Source organism: Providencia vermicola (genome assembly GCF_010748935.1).
Taxonomy (GTDB): domain Bacteria; phylum Pseudomonadota; class Gammaproteobacteria; order Enterobacterales; family Enterobacteriaceae; genus Providencia; species Providencia zhejiangensis.
In genome coordinates this window covers 591,502-609,269 of sequence record NZ_CP048796.1, presented here as the reverse complement: position 1 = coordinate 609,269, position 17,768 = coordinate 591,502, and the positions used below count along the sequence as shown (strand labels likewise).

At 43.3% G+C, this 17,768-nt stretch carries 17 protein-coding genes; 3 read left to right on the top strand and 14 right to left on the bottom strand.

The features are described from left to right. Window positions 1-28 precede the first annotated feature (28 nt). The 4 genes from rmuC to udp all read right to left on the bottom strand — a co-directional run bounded on the left by rmuC (window position 29) and on the right by udp (window position 3,836). Window positions 29-1,384, bottom strand: coding sequence for a DNA recombination protein RmuC (gene rmuC / locus G3341_RS02600; protein ID WP_163860645.1), 1,356 nt, complete (start codon window positions 1,382-1,384; stop codon window positions 29-31). Between the two features lie 104 nt (window positions 1,385-1,488). Continuing rightward, window positions 1,489-2,019: a DedA family protein gene (locus G3341_RS02595; protein WP_163860644.1), complete on the bottom strand. Its 531-nt coding sequence runs from the start codon at window positions 2,017-2,019 to the stop codon at window positions 1,489-1,491. Window positions 2,020-2,089: 70 nt separating this feature from the next. Beyond that, window positions 2,090-2,872 (bottom strand): tyrosine-protein phosphatase, encoded by a 783-nt coding sequence (locus G3341_RS02590; protein ID WP_154624681.1) that lies wholly within the window; start codon window positions 2,870-2,872, stop codon window positions 2,090-2,092. A 208-nt stretch (window positions 2,873-3,080) separates the two neighbouring features. Further along, window positions 3,081-3,836 carry a uridine phosphorylase gene (gene udp, locus G3341_RS02585; protein WP_163860643.1) on the bottom strand — a complete coding sequence of 252 codons (756 nt, stop codon included), beginning with the start codon at window positions 3,834-3,836 and terminating at the stop codon, window positions 3,081-3,083. 257 nt (window positions 3,837-4,093) lie between these two features. On the opposite strand from udp, the gene G3341_RS02580 reads away from it, so the two are divergent. After that, window positions 4,094-4,237 carry a hypothetical protein gene (locus G3341_RS02580; RefSeq protein ID WP_163860642.1) on the top strand — a complete coding sequence of 48 codons (144 nt, stop codon included), beginning with the start codon at window positions 4,094-4,096 and terminating at the stop codon, window positions 4,235-4,237. 64 nt (window positions 4,238-4,301) lie between these two features. Here G3341_RS02580 and G3341_RS02575 read toward each other — a convergent pair whose 3' ends face one another. From G3341_RS02575 to ltnD, 7 genes are read right to left on the bottom strand one after another with little or no spacing between them, the layout of a single operon-like run. Continuing rightward, window positions 4,302-5,678, bottom strand: a complete 1,377-nt coding sequence (locus G3341_RS02575; protein ID WP_154624663.1) for a GntP family permease — start codon at window positions 5,676-5,678, stop codon at window positions 4,302-4,304. 10 nt (window positions 5,679-5,688) lie between these two features. Continuing rightward, window positions 5,689-6,648: a D-erythronate dehydrogenase gene (gene denD / locus G3341_RS02570; RefSeq protein WP_163860641.1), complete on the bottom strand. Its 960-nt coding sequence runs from the start codon at window positions 6,646-6,648 to the stop codon at window positions 5,689-5,691. 56 nt (window positions 6,649-6,704) lie between these two features. Beyond that, complete coding sequence (locus G3341_RS02565; RefSeq protein ID WP_004924695.1) at window positions 6,705-7,472, bottom strand: DeoR/GlpR family DNA-binding transcription regulator; 768 nt, start codon at window positions 7,470-7,472, stop codon at window positions 6,705-6,707. 12 nt (window positions 7,473-7,484) lie between these two features. Beyond that, the gene (otnI, locus tag G3341_RS02560; RefSeq protein WP_163860640.1) at window positions 7,485-8,264 is read right to left on the bottom strand and encodes a 2-oxo-tetronate isomerase; all 780 of its coding nucleotides are present in this window, start codon (window positions 8,262-8,264) and stop codon (window positions 7,485-7,487) included. A gap of 10 nt (window positions 8,265-8,274) precedes the next feature. Further along, complete coding sequence (locus G3341_RS02555) at window positions 8,275-8,916, bottom strand: aldolase (RefSeq protein WP_154624660.1); 642 nt, start codon at window positions 8,914-8,916, stop codon at window positions 8,275-8,277. Further along, complete coding sequence (gene otnK / locus G3341_RS02550) at window positions 8,909-10,186, bottom strand: 3-oxo-tetronate kinase (protein ID WP_163860639.1); 1,278 nt, start codon at window positions 10,184-10,186, stop codon at window positions 8,909-8,911. The genes G3341_RS02555 and otnK overlap by 8 nt, the downstream gene beginning before the upstream one ends. Beyond that, the gene (gene ltnD / locus G3341_RS02545; protein WP_154624658.1) at window positions 10,183-11,091 is read right to left on the bottom strand and encodes an L-threonate dehydrogenase; all 909 of its coding nucleotides are present in this window, start codon (window positions 11,089-11,091) and stop codon (window positions 10,183-10,185) included. The genes otnK and ltnD overlap by 4 nt, the downstream gene beginning before the upstream one ends. Window positions 11,092-11,489: 398 nt before the next feature. Between ltnD and G3341_RS02540 the strand changes: the two genes are divergently transcribed. After that, the gene (locus G3341_RS02540) at window positions 11,490-11,879 is read left to right on the top strand and encodes a YidB family protein (protein WP_163860638.1); all 390 of its coding nucleotides are present in this window, start codon (window positions 11,490-11,492) and stop codon (window positions 11,877-11,879) included. Window positions 11,880-11,947: 68 nt separating this feature from the next. Here the strand turns inward: G3341_RS02540 and metE are convergent, their stop codons facing one another. Continuing rightward, the gene (gene metE / locus G3341_RS02535; protein ID WP_163860637.1) at window positions 11,948-14,227 is read right to left on the bottom strand and encodes a 5-methyltetrahydropteroyltriglutamate--homocysteine S-methyltransferase; all 2,280 of its coding nucleotides are present in this window, start codon (window positions 14,225-14,227) and stop codon (window positions 11,948-11,950) included. Window positions 14,228-14,335: 108 nt separating this feature from the next. Between metE and metR the strand changes: the two genes are divergently transcribed. Beyond that, window positions 14,336-15,292, top strand: coding sequence for an HTH-type transcriptional regulator MetR (gene metR / locus G3341_RS02530; RefSeq protein WP_154624655.1), 957 nt, complete (start codon window positions 14,336-14,338; stop codon window positions 15,290-15,292). On the opposite strand, the gene G3341_RS02525 is transcribed toward metR, so the two are convergent. Together G3341_RS02525 and G3341_RS02520 are read right to left on the bottom strand one after the other, a co-directional pair. Continuing rightward, on the bottom strand, window positions 15,222-16,076 hold the full coding sequence (locus tag G3341_RS02525) for a carboxylate/amino acid/amine transporter (protein ID WP_154624654.1): 855 nt from the start codon (window positions 16,074-16,076) through the stop codon (window positions 15,222-15,224). The two genes, metR and G3341_RS02525, sit on opposite strands and share 71 nt — an antisense overlap. A 17-nt stretch (window positions 16,077-16,093) precedes the next feature. After that, window positions 16,094-17,743, bottom strand: coding sequence for a Na+/H+ antiporter (locus tag G3341_RS02520; RefSeq protein ID WP_154624653.1), 1,650 nt, complete (start codon window positions 17,741-17,743; stop codon window positions 16,094-16,096). Window positions 17,744-17,768: the final 25 nt, after the last annotated feature.

The window sequence follows — 17,768 nt, the reverse complement described above, 5'->3', positions numbered from 1 at the left end:
CCTTTGAGGTAAAACCCTATCAAGAAGTCTAAGATTCCGCACAATATGGCTTATCTGACTTTTCAACTAATTGAGCGGAGATTGGCTGCTTTACCTCTACTCCCATTTCTTTAAAGCTTTCTGCTTGGCTAATCAAATTTCCTCGGCCTTCTGCTAGCCTTTTCATTGCTGATTGGTAAGCCTGATCTGCTTTATCTAAGCTGGCGCCTAAAAGCTGCATATCCTCGACAAAAAGGCGCAACTTATCATACATTTTCGCTGCTTTTGTCGCAATTTCTTGCGCATTTTGTCCTTGTCGTTCGTACCGCCATAAGTTATTGATTGTTCTCACTGCAACCAATAAGGTAGAAGGACACACTAACATGATATTCTGTTTTATCCCTTCATCAAGTAACTCAGGCGATTCTTTTAAAGCTAACAAATACGCAGGTTCAATCGGAATGAACATCAAGACATAATCAAGGGAGCGTATTCCTGGTAATTGGTGATAATCTTTACGGCTTAAACCACGCATATGATTACGAATTGAAGCGACATGATTTTTGAGTGCATAAGCTTGTTCTTCGGGATCTTCACTATTGAAATAGTTTTCATAGGCGACTAATGACATTTTAGCATCAACAATGACGTCCTTGCCTTCAGGTAGGCGAATAATCACATCGGGTTGATAACGACTATTGTAGCTTGTGTTTATACTCACCTGTGTCTCAAACTCACTACCTTGACGTAAGCCAGAAGCTTCAAGGATACGAGTCAAAATCGTTTCTCCCCAATTCCCTTGAATTTTATTATCACCTTTGAGAGCACGCGTTAAATTAACGGCTTCTTTCGTCATTTGATTGTTTAACTGTTGTAATTGACGAATTTCATAAGCCAAGGTGTGCCGTTCTTTAGCCTCTTCCCCAAAACTTTGTTGAACTTGCTGGCGAAAACCTTCAAGTTGCTCACGAAATGGTGACAGCATGGCGATTAAGCTTTTCTGTTGCTGCTCTGACACTCGTCGTTCACTTTGTTCGAAAATACGGTTTGCCAAATTTTCAAATTGTGTGGTCAGTCGCTGCTCACTATTTTGCAATAGCCTTTGTTTTTCTTCGTTAGCTAATTGATTTTGTTCAAAACGTGTGGTGATTTCCCGTAGTTCAGCTTCCTGCTCACGGTTAATATCTCGCAATGTACGCAGCTCTTGATCAAGACGCTCATACTCCATTTTCCATTCAGAAAGATGGATGTTTTTTTCATCGCTTGCCGCAAGCTGACGGTTAACTTGTTGGAGTTCTTGTTCTTTTTGGCTCAATTTTTGTGCAATAGAAAACCAGACAGCCAAACCGCCAATTAAAATACCACCGAGGGCACCAATAACCCCATATAGTAGAGAGGTATCCACTGTTAAATCCTTACATTACGTGATCCAATGTAAAGTAATCGGATACTGTATATCTGTCCAGAAGTAATTTGAAGTAAGCCATAAATTGCGAACAGCTTCGCAGCTTATCCCATCCAATGAGCCAACCAACGTAGGCCAAAAGCGCCTGGCGCTAATATACCGAATGCCCATATCATCGCAGAAACAATATTCGCGACCTGAAAGTAACGTTTCGGCATTTTACAAATGCCTGCAACTAAAGGCACTACGGCTCTAAATGGTCCAAAGAAACGTCCTAAAAATACGCTCCAGATCCCCCAACGATTAAAGAAGTGCTGCCCGCGATCTATCATCTGTGGTTTACGAGAAATAGGCCACATTTTACGAACATTGTCTTTGTAGTGAAAACCAAACCAGTAAGAAAGCCAATCACCAAAAAACGCGCCTAATGTCGCGGCAAGCCATACAGGCCAAAATGTGATACCGCTTTCTCCGATTAAAGCCCCTAAGCCAAGTAAAATGACGGTCGCAGGTAACAGTAAGGATAAAAATGCTAAAGATTCACCAAAAGCGAGAAAGAAAATGATTGGTAGTGCCCATATTTCATGTTCACGGGTAAACTCAGTCACCGCATGGACTATTTCATTTAGTGTCACCGTCATTTCTCCCTTAATGATAACTTGGTGAGTACATTAACGAATATGTAATAAACCAATATTAAACTAACTATTCGATAAAATAGCTTTGCAGCACGCTGCGACCAGACTTATCCAAACCAAAATCCGTCTCTAACCACTTATCAATGCTGCCATAATGATTATTTATACTATTTATCGCTGTCAGTAAAAACTCTTCGCGTACTGAATAGACATATTCAAACTTCTTCACTGCGCTTTCGCTCATTCTCTGGGCGTGTTCTTCCAGTAAATGCTTGCGATATGGGGCCAACGTTTCGTTTGTTAGCAAGTAATCTTCCATGACGGTGTCTAAATCAGCGCCAAGTGCAAATAGTACTAAAGCTGAACCAACGCCGGTACGATCTTTACCAACGGCACAGTGCTGAACGATACCGCCTTTTTCTGGCTGCTTTAGCATATTCACCAGTTGATGATAAGCTGGATTATTTAGCGGCAGCAGTTCGTAAAGACGGTTCATGAAAATTTTAGGATCAAATTTTTCAAGGAGTTCAGGGGTTAATTTATCAAGATCAGCACTCACCTCTTTAGCCATAGGGTTTGCGGGTGCATTAACATAATGAGCGCCATCCCAAACAATATCTGGTTTTGATTTAATTTCAGCAACATCGCGATAATCTAATATCTGATAGAGATTTTGATCTTGTAAAATGATCAAATCCTCTTCAGTTAAATGGTTGAGAGCCCCTGAGCGAAACAATAAACCTGACTTAATTTTATTACCATTCGCTAATTTTTTCCCACCAAGGTCACGGAAATTAACGCCGCCTTTAAGAGGCAATACTGAAGGGTGCAAATAAGGTGTTTTGGTCATCATCTTCTTACCTATAATGTTGATTGTTCTCAAAACCATAACAGATTATGCCTCGAAAAAAATCAGAAAAAATACCTGCAATTAAGCAGGCATTAATAAAATGAGCGATAAAGATGAAAATAAACCAAGAGAGAAAGTGAACTGGGCTCGTCTACTGTTTATTCACAACCGAGTGAAAGCGTAAGTAAACGAGCCAGTAATGACGCAATTAAAGTAGGCGGCGAGCAGCCTCAACCACAATACTCAACACATTACCTTCTGTTTTCTTCAGCAAGGCTTCATTAGGGATTTCTTGTTGGGTACGGTTAACAATCACACCAGCGACCATACCAGCCCGTAAACCTTGGCTTGAACACATAGTCAATAATGTTGCAGATTCCATTTCATAATTCATGACACCCATATCTTGCCATTCTTTCATTGAACCTCTGAAATGGCGCATCACACGGCCTGTATAGGTATCGTAGCGTTCTTGTCCTGGATAGAAGGTATCAGAGGAAGCCGTCACCCCCACATGGACGGTCGCCCCCGCTTCTTTTGCTGCATCATAGAGAGCATTTGTACATGTAAAGTCAGCAACCGCAGGGTATTCAAGAGGTGCAAAGTGCTGGCTCGCGCCATCCAGTCTTACTGCGCCTGTCGTCACCAAAACATCACCTACATTGATGTTTTCTTGGATAGCACCTGTTGTACCAATACGTAAGAAAGTACGGATCCCTAACTGTGCTAATTCTTCTACAGCAATCGAGGTAGAAGGACCACCGATACCTGTAGAACACACAATCACGGCTTTACCATCAAGCTCACCACGCCAAGAGGTGAACTCACGCAGAGAAGCGAGATGTACTGGGTTATCCATCAAACGTGCGATTTTCTCAACGCGATTCGGGTCACCGGGAACAATAGCAACAGTAGCACCCTGCAAGTCACTCTTTTTTAAGCCTAAGTGGAATACGTCAGACATATCAAACTCCTTTACACAATGGCATCATTGAATTTATACGTTAAGAGTAATATAGCGGTAAACCCCAAACAGTTTAGTGACATTAATCACCTTTAATGAAAATCGATATGTTTATGTTGCAAAATAAAGTGATTCAAGTCACATAAAACAAGCGTGTAGACCTAAGTATCCGATCAGTATAGACGATACCGAGAGGAGCACTGAAACAACACTTATAAAATTTGATTAGCCATGATGAGAAGTATTGATTGTTGTTAATGATATACAGCAAAGCCTCTATTTATACCTATAAATGCCAATTCAAGGCTGATTCATCGCATATTTTGCGTGACGCCTTGGTTGATATTGAAGGTGGACATGCCTTAGCACAAGATATCTTCATTGCCCCCGCTCGAGAATAAAAAAGCGCCACTCATGATTTGAATGGCGCTTTGAATTATTGGCAGAATAAAAGAGCGTTGGCTATCAGAGAACTACATCAAGGATTAGAACGCCCACCAGACCGATTGCCCAAGCTATCGTTGTTGGAATAGACCAGACCATCATCTGCTGTTTAACGTCCTTAATACCCATCATTCTATTCACAACCCAGTAAAGGCTGTCGTTAAAATATCCGAAGAATAATGACCCCATAGTTGCTGCTTGAGCAGCGACAAGTAGATTAATATCCGGAATTTGGCTAATGATTGGCGCAGATATTGAAGCTGCCGTGATCATCGCGACGGTGCCTGAGCCCTGAATTAAACGTACTAAGGTTGCGATAATAAATGGGATGAGCACAGGCGTGATCGGTAAGCTCGCCACATGCTCGGCTAAAATATTCCCCGTCCCACTATCACGTAGCACTGCGCCTAATGCACCGCCAGCACCTGTTACCAATAAAATGATACCCGCTGACTGTAAGCCTTCTTCCATACGGTCGATGACTTCTTCCTTTGTCGCTTTTGGCATCAATGTATAAACCGAGATTAACACACTGATCGATAAAGCGATTATAGGTGCCCCAAGGAATTGGAAGGTTTGGAAGTACCAATTATCATCCATACCTTGGAAAGTGTCAGTTTTCAGCAATAACCCATTAACTGCGTTAATAAAAATCAGCAAGATCGGCGTGACGATAGGCAATACAGATAAGAACAGGCTTGGTAACGGTTTATTTGCCTTTTCTTCCATATAACGATCGTGGATTTCTTTTAAATCGGCATTGTTGCTGTCATCAGGCATGAACTCAGGGTATTTAACCGCTAGCCATTTTGCGTAAAAAACAATACCAATCACGCAAGGCACCGCAAGGGTCATCCCCGTTAATATCATGGCACCAATATCAACACCAAAAATGCCTGCAACCCCCAAAGGACCTGGCGTTGGCGGTACAGTATGGTGTGTGACCACCAGACCACCCGCTAATGCAACACCTAGGGTTAACAAACTGCGCTTACCGTTCTTTGCTAACGCTTTCGCCAACGGATAAAGAATAACGAATGCCGAATCAACAAAAATAGGGATACTGACGATATAACCTGTAATAGCCAGCGCCCATTCTTCACGCTTTTTTCCTAACCAACGAATAAAACTATAAGCTATCTGTTCAGCGGCACCAGAAACTTCTAGCACCCTTCCCATCATTACCCCGAGACCGATAACAATACCGATGCCACCGAGTGTACTACCAAAACCTTTTGTAATGACAGTCACTGTTTCGGCCGCTGTTAATCCACCAGAAATACCGGCGATTGCAGCCGCAATCAACATGGCAAGTAACGCATGAATACGCGTTCGTAATACCAAGAAGATCAGGACAAATATGGCCACTGCGAGGCCAATAATAGGAATATAGGACATCGCTTATCCCCTATTGCTGTGAGCCGTGGTGAGTGATGAACGAACGGATCGCATCAGCAAATGAACCATCTGCACGAAAGCCAAGGCCTAACGCACGGCTAATATCAAATTTGCCCGGCCAACTCGCGACGATACGGTTAATAGCTTCATCAGGTTCGAAACGAATAAGGTCAACAGCGTCTTGACCAGCGACATCGCGTAGCGCATCAATCATTCCTTGAACCGTTACGGTAATTCCCGGTAAGTTAACGGTACGAGAAAGGCCAAATTTCTCTGCTGAAATAGTTGCAGCATGGATGAAATTGCTCACCACGGTTTCTGGGCTAGACAGCCACAAAGCAAGTTCAGGTGAAACTGGGCAAACACTTTCAATACCATTTAATGGCTCACGAATGATCCCACTGGCAAATGATGAAGCAGCCTTGTTAGGCACTCCTGGGCGAACACTGATGGTCGGTAGACGTAACACACGTCCGTCAACATAACCTTTACGTGAGTAGTCGTTAACCATCAACTCACACATGGCTTTTTGAGCGCCATATGAAGATTGCGGATTCACAACACATAGGTCGGTGATCACATCTGGCAGCTCACCACCAAATACGGCTAAAGAACTGGTAAAGATAAACTTCATGGCCGGATTTTTAGCACGAGCCACTTCTAACAACTGACGTGTTGCTTCGAAATTCACTTTCATGCCTAAATCGAAATCACTTTCAGCATGGCTACTCACAATTGCAGCTAGGTGGTAAACCACATCGGTTTGTGCATCAATCAGTTGATCAGCAGCACCTGCTTGAGTTAAATCCGTTGCCACACAGCTCACTCTAGCATCTTCAATTGGGGATGTAGGGCACTGAATGTCCGCTAGAACGAGTTGGTCAAATTGAAAACCCTGGCTATTTTTAAGTAAAGCAGCGGCTAGCTGCTGACCTAAAAAGCCAGCGCCGCCAGTGATGATAACTTTCATTGTTATTCTCCTTGAAATAGCCTATTTCTGGCTATTTATCATTAGGTAAGATTTATTTATGTCTTTATTAAATGAAGTTTTATATTTTGTTCTGTTATCCGCTGCACAGCATCGTTTGGTAGTTGATCGTCGCAAATGATGTCATGCAATTGATTGAGTGGACAAACACGAAACATACCGTATTTGCCAAATTTACTACTGTCAGAAACCAGCACACAGCGCCGAGCAACATCTAGTAGTGTTTGTTTTATCTGCACTTTTTCTTCATGGGGCGTAGAGACACCATGCAGTAAATCCCAAGAGCTTGTACTAATAAATGCCACATCAACATTTAACGTTTTCAGCATCATCGCTGCGGTATTACCAACACACGAATGATTGCGTTTATCGACTTGCCCTCCCGTGTGATAGAGATTGAGTTGCGATTTATTCATCAAATACTGCATGATCGAAAAATCGTTAGTCACAATCGTTAAATTAAACCGTTCACCTAACACACGAGCGATTTCAAATGTGGTCGTTCCCGCATCGAGATACACCACTTGCCCGTCTTCAACGAGCGATGAGGCAAATTTACCTATCTCACGTTTACTGCGATGGTGTAGACGCGCTTTCTCACTCCAAGGTAACTCTTGGCGTAACGCATCGTTTAAACGAACACCACCGCTGATTGCGACCACCTTCCCTTCTTCTTCGAGCATGCGAATATCACGTCTTACCGTCATATGTGACACATTCATCAGTTCAACCAAATCGTTGATCGAAACGGTTTGGTATTCATGAACGTAACGGTAAATAAAATCACGACGCTCTGAAGGGATCATAGGTTCTCCTGTTTATGACTGTGCTTGTTTCAGCCACCCTAAACCGTCTTCTGTGCGGCCCGCAGGATGATATTCACATCCCAGCCAACCTTGATAACCCATTTTGTCGAGTTGCTCGAAAATCCATGGGTAGTTGACTTCACCGCTATCAGGTTCGTGACGATAAGGCACTGAAGCTATCTGAATATGACTAAATTTACCCCATAAACGCTCAATTGTTTTCAATAAATCACCTTCCATGATTTGGCAGTGATAAAGATCCAATTGAATAAAGACGTTTTCACGAGCAATTTCAGGGAGTAAGGCTTCAGCTTGCTTCTGTGTCGTTAAGAAGTAGCCAGGCATATCACGCGTATTAATCGGTTCAATTAAGACGCGAATACCATGTTCTGCCATCACATCCGCTGCATATTGGATATTCTTGATAAAGCAGGCTCGCTGTTGCTCAGGCGTAAAGCGGGCATCGACTTTGCCGGCCATCGCATGCACTTGTTGACATCCTAATGCCTTAGCATAGTGCAATGCCGTATGAACGCCTTTTGCAAATTCATCTTCACGACCTGGTATCGATGCCATTCCGCGCTCACCAGCAGCCCAATCCCCCGCAGGCATATTGAACAGTGCTTGTGTTAATCCATGTTTTTTCAGCTCTTCCGCGATAGCTTCTGGCTGCTCTTCGTAAGGAAACAGATATTCAACGCCAGTAAAACCTGCCTGTGCGGCACGCTCAAAACGTTGGATAAAAGGAACCTCGTTAAACATCATACTGAGATTTGCTGCAAATTTAGCCATGTTTAGTGCCTCATTTCTTTGGATAACGGCTTTCTAGCTCGTTAACCTGCTCTTCAGTGAGTGTTGTAAAGCCTTGCTGACGTAGCGTGATATACAAACGAGCCGTATCTTCCAGTTCTTCCGCATTGAAGAAGGCTTGTCTTAATGTTTTACCGCCAACAACAGGCCCATGATTCGATAGCAATACCGCATTGTGGTTTGGTGCTAACTTTTCAATCTCTTCACCAATACGGTCATCCCCCGGTGGTAAATATTGAATCAAGGGTAGTTTGCCAACTCGCATCACATAATAAGGCGTGATCGGGGGTAAGCAGTTGCTGCTATCAAGTCCCGCTAAACACGATAACGCTGTTAGCCAAGGCGAATGTAAGTGCACCACGGCTTGGCAGTCTGGACGCTGTCGATACATCGCCATGTGCATAGAAACTTCTTTCGTTGGCTTATCTCCATCGATCCAGTTACCTTCTGCATCCAACTTACTCAATCTTTCTGGATCTAAATCACCAAAGCTTGAATTGGTTGGGGTAACAATAATGTTCCCATCGGGAAGTTTGGCACTGATGTTTCCGGCTCCACCACTGCTATAGCCGCGGTTAAACATCGATTTAGCCCAATCAGCCAGTTCTTGGCGTAGTGCCTGTTCTTCACTCATTAAACATCTCCTGTGCGTACTGGAAGAAATTCTCTTGGCCGAAATTACCCGATTTGAGTGCCAACCAGTGTCCGCTTGTTAAATCCTGAACCCATGGAACCCCAGGTGCGATTGGCGCACCAATGCTAAGCTGCTCTGTTCCTAGGCTTTGAACGACCTTGCCGGATGTTTCGCCACCCGCAATAATAAAAGTGTTATAACCTTGCGCTTGAAGAAGTTTTACCACTTCACCAAACACGTTTTCGACTGCACTACTCGCCACTTCTGCCCCATAATTTTCCTGAATTTTTTTCAGAATTTCAGGTGGTTGAGTCGCATAGAGTAAAGGGGCTAAACCAGTGATTTTTTGTTCTTGAACCCAATTCGCTAATTGCTGTGCATATTCTGGGTTAGCAATACACTCGCCCACATCCACAACTTTTGCAGGCGCGATTTGCTGGTAGCTTTGAACTTGTTTATTCGTCATCACTGAGCAGCTACCGGATAAAATAATGGTTTTACGGCCTTGGCTTGCAGGTATTTCACCACGGCTGCCACCCGCGCCCCATTCACAACCCGTATCCACATTTGCTAACGCAGCGCCAAGACCTGAGCCCCCCGTCAGCAAAGGCATCTCTTTCACGGCTTTTGCGATAGGCAATAAATCATTCATTGTTAATGAATCAACAACGATATAGCTTGCCCCTTGCTCTGCTAAAGTCGCTAGACGTTGCTTAATCAGCGCGTCACCTTGCTGAATATCAGACAATGGAATTAACCCGGCTTTACCTTCAGACTGTTTTTCCATGACTCTGAGCAAGTTAGCATCTGTCATTGGTGTCACTGGGTGATGCTGCATGCCACTTTCATTGAGTAATTGGCCATTTACAAATAAATGACCATGAACAACGGTTCTGCCGTTTATTGGCAAGGCAGGACAAATCAATGCGACTTGCGTATCAAGCTGTTGCATCAATGCGTCAGTAACCGGTCCAATATTGCCTTTTTCTGTAGAATCAAAAGTGGAGCAATATTTAAAGAAAATCTGTTGGCAGTGAGCTTGCTGCTTTAACCAACGGCAGGCATTTAAGGATGCATTGATTGCGGTGTCGACAGGACAAGAACGGCTTTTTAGGCTGATAACAATCGCATCAACATCTTGTGGCACAGCCGTATTTTCATCCGGTTCATTCAATAGTTGAACGACACGCCAGCCGTTCTGTACCATAAATCCTGCAATGTCGGTTGCACCGGTAAAATCATCGGCGATCACACCTAATTTCACTGTCATACTTTTTTCTCCGGTAAAGCAATTCCTTTGAAAGTTTTGATCACCGCACTGTCATCTTGATGGCCAAAGCCTTCATGACTTGCAGAAATAAACATCTGATGAGCAGTTGCGGCAATAGGCAATGGGAAATTAAGTGCTTTTCCCGTTTCCATGACTAAACCTAAGTCTTTAACAAAAATATCCACAGACGATTTTGGCGTATAATCACCATCAAGAACATGCTGCATACGGTTTTCAAACATCCAAGAATTACCCGCAGCATGGGTGACGATGTCGTACATCATATTCAAGTCGATACCTGCTTTAGCGGCTAACGCCATACTTTCCGCAGCAACAGCAATGTGTACGCCAGCCAGCAGTTGGTGGATTGTTTTCACCGTTGACCCTAGACCGACTTCATCACCAACGCGGTATAAGCGCTCAGATATCGCCGCAAAAATAGCGTTAAGTTGCTCAAATAATGCTGGTGCGCCTGACGCCATCACCGTTAACTTACCTTCCGCCGCTTTCAGCGCCCCCCCAGAAATAGGGGCATCCATTAGTGGTAATTGATATTGTTCTAAACGCTTAGCGATGCGCTTGGTTTGCTCAGCCGCTAACGTACTATGCAACACAATAATTGTGCCTGGATGTAACTGTTCTACGAGAGGTTTATCCCCTTCAAATAGAATAGCTTCAACTTGGCGACCATTAACGACCACTAAAAGTAAAGCCTGTAAGTCTTGAGCATATTCAGCAGCGTTTTGCCCCACCGCAACAGCACCAGCCTGTTTTAAGGTTTGGCATGCATTTGGGCTAAGGTCAAAGCCATAGGTAGGAATATTATTTTTTATAAGGGATTGTGCGATCCCCATACCCATAGAACCGAGACCAATAACACCGACATTCTTAACGATATTTCCCATAACAACCCCTGATGTTGTTAATCTTTGTTATTGATGTGAATTCTCACATAACAAAATTCACAAACACATGATGAACATCACATTACGAACAAGATAAAAAACCAACAAATAAATTCTATTCAATTGATTTTTAATGCTTTATATTTTTTGGTAATTCACAAAACCATTCACAGCATAATGTGATAAAAAATGTGATATGAGTATGTTTTACACAGTTCAAGAATAAAAAAAGAAAATTTGTCATCTTTTCCATTCAGTTAAGTAGATATCGCATCATTTTTGATTGACGCTTTGCTGAAATTGACCAAAATAGCCGACGACTTAATTTTTTAGTGGTATTCCAAAGCTAACCATAGGCAGTTGGAGTCTACAACTTGATAAACGATGAGGAGCATTAGATGGGTTTGTTCGATCAACTGATCACCATGGTTGCCGGTGATAAAATGAGCCAGTTTCAATCTGTTATTGAATGGATTGATAAACAAGGTGGGTTAGCGGGTGTTGCCGATAAATTTAACCAACAAGGCTTAGGTGAGATTGTCCAATCATGGATCGGTAATGGTGAGAACCTACCTGTTAGTGTCAACCAGTTAATCCAAGTATTCGGTAATTTAGATATCCAGCAGCTCGCTCAACAAGTAGGCTTCGACTCACAAGAAACAACCGAGTTAATCGCAAAATACCTCCCCAAACTCGTCAATCAAGCGACTCCTGAAGGCGTTTTACCAGAACATATTGATTTATCAGCAATCGGCATGAATATGCTAAAAGAAAAGCTGTTTGGTTAATACTGTCAAAAAATAGAAAAACGGTAGGGAATACGCTGTCTCACCTACCGTTTGTCATTGTTAAAGCCTTAGCTTTGGTATTCATTCCTCAGTTTTTTCGCCGCTTCAACCATGTTAGCTAATGATTGACGGGTCTCTGGCCAGCCTCTTGTTTTCAAGCCACAGTCAGGGTTAACCCACAGACGTTCAACCGGAACACGTTTTGCTGCTTTTCTCAGCAGAGCCACAATCCAATCGACATTTGGTACGTTGGGTGAGTGAATATCATAGACACCCGGTCCAATTTCATTGGGGTAGTCAAAGTCTTCAAAGGCGTCTAACAACTCCATATCAGAACGTGAAGTCTCTATCGTAATAACATCGGCATCCAGTGCAGCTATCGACTCCATGATGTCATTGAACTCGCAATAACACATATGAGTGTGGATCTGTGTCTCATCATCGGCTATTGCAGCACTCAGTTTGAAAGCATCAACAGCCCAATTTAAGTACTCTGCCCACTCATCCTTACGCAGTGGTAATCCTTCACGCAGTGCAGGTTCATCAATTTGAATAATGCCAATACCTGCTTTTTGTAAATCATCCACTTCATCCCGTAACGCTAACGCAATCTGTTTCGCGATCGTTTCACGGCTCACATCTTCACGTGGGAATGACCAGCACAGTATCGTGACAGGCCCTGTTAACATCCCTTTGACCGGTTTTTCAGTCAAAGATTGCGCATATTTCGCCCATTCAACTGTAATGGCTTCAGGACGACTAATATCACCAATGATCACTGGTGGTTTGACGCAACGTGAACCATAGCTTTGCACCCAGCCATTTTGAGTAAATACATAACCATCAAAATGCTCGCCGAAATATTCCACCATGTCATTACGTTCTGCTTCACCGTGCACCAGCACATCGATATCTAGCAGCTCTTGCTCTTTAATCGCTTGCTTAATGTGCTCGCTGATATTGGTACGGTAGTGCGTTTTGTCAACATTCCCTTTCTTGAAATCAAGGCGTAGCGTTCTAATTTCACTGGTTTGTGGGAACGAGCCAATCGTTGTTGTTGGCCACAATGGTAGATTAAAACGCGTGCGCTGACGCTGTGCCCGTATTGGATATGCGCTATTACGCTCAACATCCCCTTCTCTAACCGCTTTCAAACGCTGTGCAACCGTTGCATTATTTACGCGTGTTGAGGTTTTACGCGCACGAATGGGGGCGCTGTATTGCTCCAACTCAGCAATATTGGCCTCTGTTGGCTCATTTAACGCTTTACTTAATAAAGCTAATTCACCGCATTTTTGTAAGGCAAATGCAAACCAGCTTTTCACCTCATCGTCCAAACGAGTCTCGTCGTTAAGATCGATTGGGCTATGTAACAATGAACAGGATGTACCAATCCATATTGGTCGTTGACCTAATAACGGTTTCACCCGTGCAAATTTTTCACCTAAATCAGCCTTCCATACGTTGCGCCCATTGATAATCCCAAGAGATAGCAGCCAATTTTGTGGTAATTGTTGATGCAGTTTTTCAATATCATCACGTCCAGCCACCACATCAACATGCAAACCTTGAATCGGCAGTTGTTTAATCAGGTCTAAATGATGACTAATGCCATCAAAATAAGTGGTTAGCAGTAAATTAGTTTTACCTGTAAGGGCTTGATAGGCGGTTTGATACGCGTGCTGCCACTCTATCGGTAAATCTAAAACCAAGGCCGGCTCATCGATTTGAACCCACTCGATCCCTTTTTGCGCCAGACGAGTCAGAATTTCTTCATAGACAGGCAATAAATCATTCAGCAAAGATAAACGATCGAATGATTCACCCTTCACTTTACCTAACCATAGATAGGTAATTGGGCCAATAACAACCGGTTTAATGTTATGACCTAATGCCAATGCTTCATCAACTTCATCAAATAGCTGCGTCCATGAAAGGCTAAATTTTTGCCCTTTTTGGAACTCGGGAACAATGTAGTGATAGTTGGTATTAAACCACTTAGTCATCTCTCCCGCTGCGGCTGGTTTTCCTGTTGGAGCACGGCCTCGTGCGACTCTAAACAGGGTATCTAAATCAATTGAGCCATCTTCATTTTGATGACGTGGTGGCACGTTGCCCAACAATAGGCTGGTTGTCAGCACTTGGTCATACCAAGCAAAATCACCAACAGGTAATAAATTCACTCCTGCCTCTTTTTGTTGTTGCCAGTGACGAGCCCGTAACTCACGTCCTGTCTCTAAAAGTGCGGCTTGATCAATCTTGCCTGCCCAATAATCTTCTTGTGCACGTTTTAGTTCTCTTTTCAGACCGACACGAGGAAATCCAAGTGTATGATTTATAACAGACATATTGACCCCTTAAAATTTTTAGCCGTCTAGATGTTTACACATCTATAATCAACAGGTACTGTATAAAGCACAAGCGCAAATTATTCATTGTCATCTTGAAGGTTTCTCATGATTGAACTAAAACATCTAAAAACATTGCATGCGCTCAGCCAGCACGGTTCATTGGCGGCAGCTGCAACCTATTTGCATCAGACTCAGTCTGCTTTGTCACATCAGTTTAGTGACTTAGAGCACCGTTTGGGCTTTAAGCTATTTGTTCGTAAAAGCCAACCATTACGTTTTACTCCACAAGGGGAAGTCCTATTACAGTTAGCCCAGCAAATATTGCCTATGGTGAAGGATGCGATTCGTGTCTGTAATGAGCCAGGTGTCTCAACACTACGTATCGCCATTGAATGCCATAGTTGTATTCAGTGGCTCACTCCTGCATTACAACAATTTAGGCAAACATGGCCACAAGTTTCCGTCGATTTTAAATCAGGTGTGACTTTCGACCCGCAACCTGAATTACTGTCACGGGAACTGGATATCGTCTTAACGTCTGATATCTTGGCGGATAAAGAAATTCACTACACGCCACTATTTGATTATGAAGTGAAATTGATTGTGGCTAATGATCATCCTCTGGCAAGAAAGCCAATAATTGCTCCGCATGATCTGGCCGATGAGACTTTATTAATTTACCCCGTACAACGTCACCGTTTTGACGTATGGCGTCATTTCTTGCAACCAGCGGGCGTTTCACCAAGTGTTAAAACTGTCGATAACACACTGATATTGATTCAAATGGTTGCGGCAAAAATGGGAATAGCAGCATTGCCACATTGGGCTGTCGATTCCTTTGAAAAACAAGGTTTGATTAGCATTAAAACGCTAGGGAATGGATTATGGAGCAGGCTGTACGCTGCATGCCGTGAAGGAGAGCAACGCCAACCTGCTATTGAAGCTTTTACCAAAACCGCGACTAGTCACGCTGTTGATAATTTGTCTTATGTTAAGCCGGTGAAAGTATCCAGCGCCTATGTACCCACAGAGAAGCAACAATTAGGCTCGCTCCAATGGTAAAACTCAGCCAATCCGGATGTTGTTGCCAGATAGCAAAATTCACTAATAGCCCCGCTGGAACCATCATGTTATTCATGATAGCAAGGGTTCCAGCGTCTACCTTGGTCGCGCCATAGTTCCACATAAAATAGCCAATACCAGAAGCTGCTACACCTAACCACAGCAGAACGCCCCATTGCACATGGGTTGTTGGAACCATGGATTTATTACCGAATAAGAGCCAACCAACTAGCGCCACCAACGTTGCACCGAGATAGAACCAAGAAAAAGCCTGATGCTGAGGAATGGGATAGACCTCCATCAAGCGTTTATAACCTACCTGACCTATCGCGAAGAAAATATTGGCAAGTTGAACATAGATCAAGCCAACCCAAAATGACTCACTCAGGTGATCATAACGAATGATTGCAGCTCCGATCACGGCCAGCAATGAACTGAAGAGATAGCCTATGCGTAACTTTTGACGTTCCAATAGGTCATAAACTAGCGTCACATACAGTGGCGTCATGACCGTAAATAGCAAAAATTCAGCGACGGTAAGGTGCCGATATGCTTGGAAAACAAAAAAGTACATGATCCCCAGCTGACATGCGCCAACCGTCATATAGAGGGCAATCACTTTTTTTCCTAAGCCACGCCAACGTAAAAAAGGCAAAAAAACCAACGCCGCTAAAGATACGCGAATTAAAACAGATAACCAGCTATCGACTTGACCAGCAAGATATTCACCGATAAGACTAAAAGACGCTGCCCAAAGCAGCGTCGTTATAACAAGTAACCACATTATTGTATTGTTCTCAATTAATGCTCTTTTTCAATGAGTACGGCTTCTAATAAATCGAGGTCAGTCAGTAAAGATTGCAACGTTTCATTACTGATTTTACGTGTTGCACGTAAGTGATATAACTCACCTCGTTCGGCACGTAGTGCTGTTAATCTAAACCTGCGTTCCAGATCCTCAATTTGTAGATTATGCTCAATTTCATCCTGACCCGCGGTTCGGCGACGTAAATGCCCCGTTACCCTTGATGCGACCTCACTAATATCTTCCGGATCTAATTTTTCATCGACATCCGCGGATAAACGCTCTTCCATTTTGTTCAAACTGACAATAGCCACTTCAGCCATTGCCGCTTTTGCCATGCGTATTTCGTTGATATCCGCTTCCTTGTCACTCACCTTAAAATTACGCAATAACAGTGGTAACGCGATCACACCAGCAAAAATCGAGAATAAAATAACCCCAGCAGCAATAAATACCAGCTGATAACGAGCAGGGAATGGTGAGCCATCACTTAAAAATAACGGCACTGACAACACACCCGCCAAGGTAATTGCCCCACGAACGCCCGCAAATGAAGCTAACCATAATTCACGCACTGTATAGTTGGCGAACTGTAATGGCCTTTTCTTCAAAAACAGTCGGCTAAATCTTTTCATTAGCCATAGCCAACAAAAACGTAATATCAACAAAGCAAAATAGATAACCGCAACAGCCGCGAATAACATCCAAGTTTCTACACTCGGGTCTAATTCAGCTTGCAGTACAGAGGTTTCCCATATTCCCGGCAATTGCAATCCGAGCATGATAAACACCAGTCCGTTAAATACAAACTCAAGCATCGACCATACGCTGTCAGCACGTAGTCGCATTGCCAGAGGAGCATTACGGATCACACCAGATTTAGTGATCGTCATACCCGCAGCAACCGCTGCCAAAATGCCCGAAAAACCAATATGCTCAGCAATCATGTAGGAGGCAAAAGGCAGCAAGAGCATAAACACGATTTGCGTTGCGGGATCATCCCCACTCCAGCGGCTCATCAGTCTAAGCGATTTACTGTAAACCCAAGTCACGACGATACCGGACAATAATCCACCTATCGCAACTTTAAAGAACTCAATGGTCACACCGGAAACAGAGAATGCCATCGTTCCCATGGCAATCGCCACAGCAAACTTTAAAGCGACAAGGCCAGAAGCATCATTCATGAGAGCTTCACCTTCCAACACACTCATCATGCGTTTTGGAATTCGGCCTTTACCCACAATGGAAGAGAGGGCGACAGCATCCGTTGGTGAAAGAACAGCGGCAAGTGCAAATGCAGCAATTAATGGAATACCAGGCATCAGCCAGTAAATAAGATAACCAATCCCAACAACGGTCACCAATACCAGCACTAATACCAAAATGAAGATTTCGCGTCCATTTTGGAAAAATTCACGGGTTGGTGTTTTCCAGCCATCAACGAATAACAATGGTGGAATCAATAACACCATAAATAATTCAGGATCAAACGTGACATGCAAGCCAAACTGAGGCCAAGCCAATAACGCACCAATCGCAATTTGAATCAAGGGTAATGGAACACGAACAGGAATGACTTTTGTCACCACGCCTGAAACAGACACAGCCAAAATTAAGATGAGGATAGTAAAGAAAATTTCCATGTTGCCCTTACTGATTAACTAAACG

Excerpts from the sequence above, each read along its gene's own strand:
- G3341_RS02590 (WP_154624681.1), bottom strand. The coding sequence starts at position 2,872 with ATGACCAAAACACCTTATTTGCACCCTTCAGTATTGCCTCTTAAAGGC.
- udp (WP_163860643.1), bottom strand. The coding sequence starts at position 3,836 with ATGTCTGACGTATTCCACTTAGGCTTAAAAAAGAGTGACTTGCAGGGT.
- G3341_RS02580 (WP_163860642.1), top strand. The coding sequence starts at position 4,094 with ATGATATACAGCAAAGCCTCTATTTATACCTATAAATGCCAATTCAAG.
- G3341_RS02575 (WP_154624663.1), bottom strand. The coding sequence starts at position 5,678 with ATGTCCTATATTCCTATTATTGGCCTCGCAGTGGCCATATTTGTCCTG.
- denD (WP_163860641.1), bottom strand. The coding sequence starts at position 6,648 with ATGAAAGTTATCATCACTGGCGGCGCTGGCTTTTTAGGTCAGCAGCTA.
- G3341_RS02565 (WP_004924695.1), bottom strand. The coding sequence starts at position 7,472 with ATGATCCCTTCAGAGCGTCGTGATTTTATTTACCGTTACGTTCATGAA.
- otnI (WP_163860640.1), bottom strand. The coding sequence starts at position 8,264 with ATGGCTAAATTTGCAGCAAATCTCAGTATGATGTTTAACGAGGTTCCT.
- G3341_RS02555 (WP_154624660.1), bottom strand. The coding sequence starts at position 8,916 with ATGAGTGAAGAACAGGCACTACGCCAAGAACTGGCTGATTGGGCTAAA.
- otnK (WP_163860639.1), bottom strand. The coding sequence starts at position 10,186 with ATGACAGTGAAATTAGGTGTGATCGCCGATGATTTTACCGGTGCAACC.
- ltnD (WP_154624658.1), bottom strand. The coding sequence starts at position 11,091 with ATGGGAAATATCGTTAAGAATGTCGGTGTTATTGGTCTCGGTTCTATG.
- G3341_RS02540 (WP_163860638.1), top strand. The coding sequence starts at position 11,490 with ATGGGTTTGTTCGATCAACTGATCACCATGGTTGCCGGTGATAAAATG.
- metE (WP_163860637.1), bottom strand. The coding sequence starts at position 14,227 with ATGTCTGTTATAAATCATACACTTGGATTTCCTCGTGTCGGTCTGAAA.
- metR (WP_154624655.1), top strand. The coding sequence starts at position 14,336 with ATGATTGAACTAAAACATCTAAAAACATTGCATGCGCTCAGCCAGCAC.
- G3341_RS02525 (WP_154624654.1), bottom strand. The coding sequence starts at position 16,076 with ATGTGGTTACTTGTTATAACGACGCTGCTTTGGGCAGCGTCTTTTAGT.
- G3341_RS02520 (WP_154624653.1), bottom strand. The coding sequence starts at position 17,743 with ATGGAAATTTTCTTTACTATCCTCATCTTAATTTTGGCTGTGTCTGTT.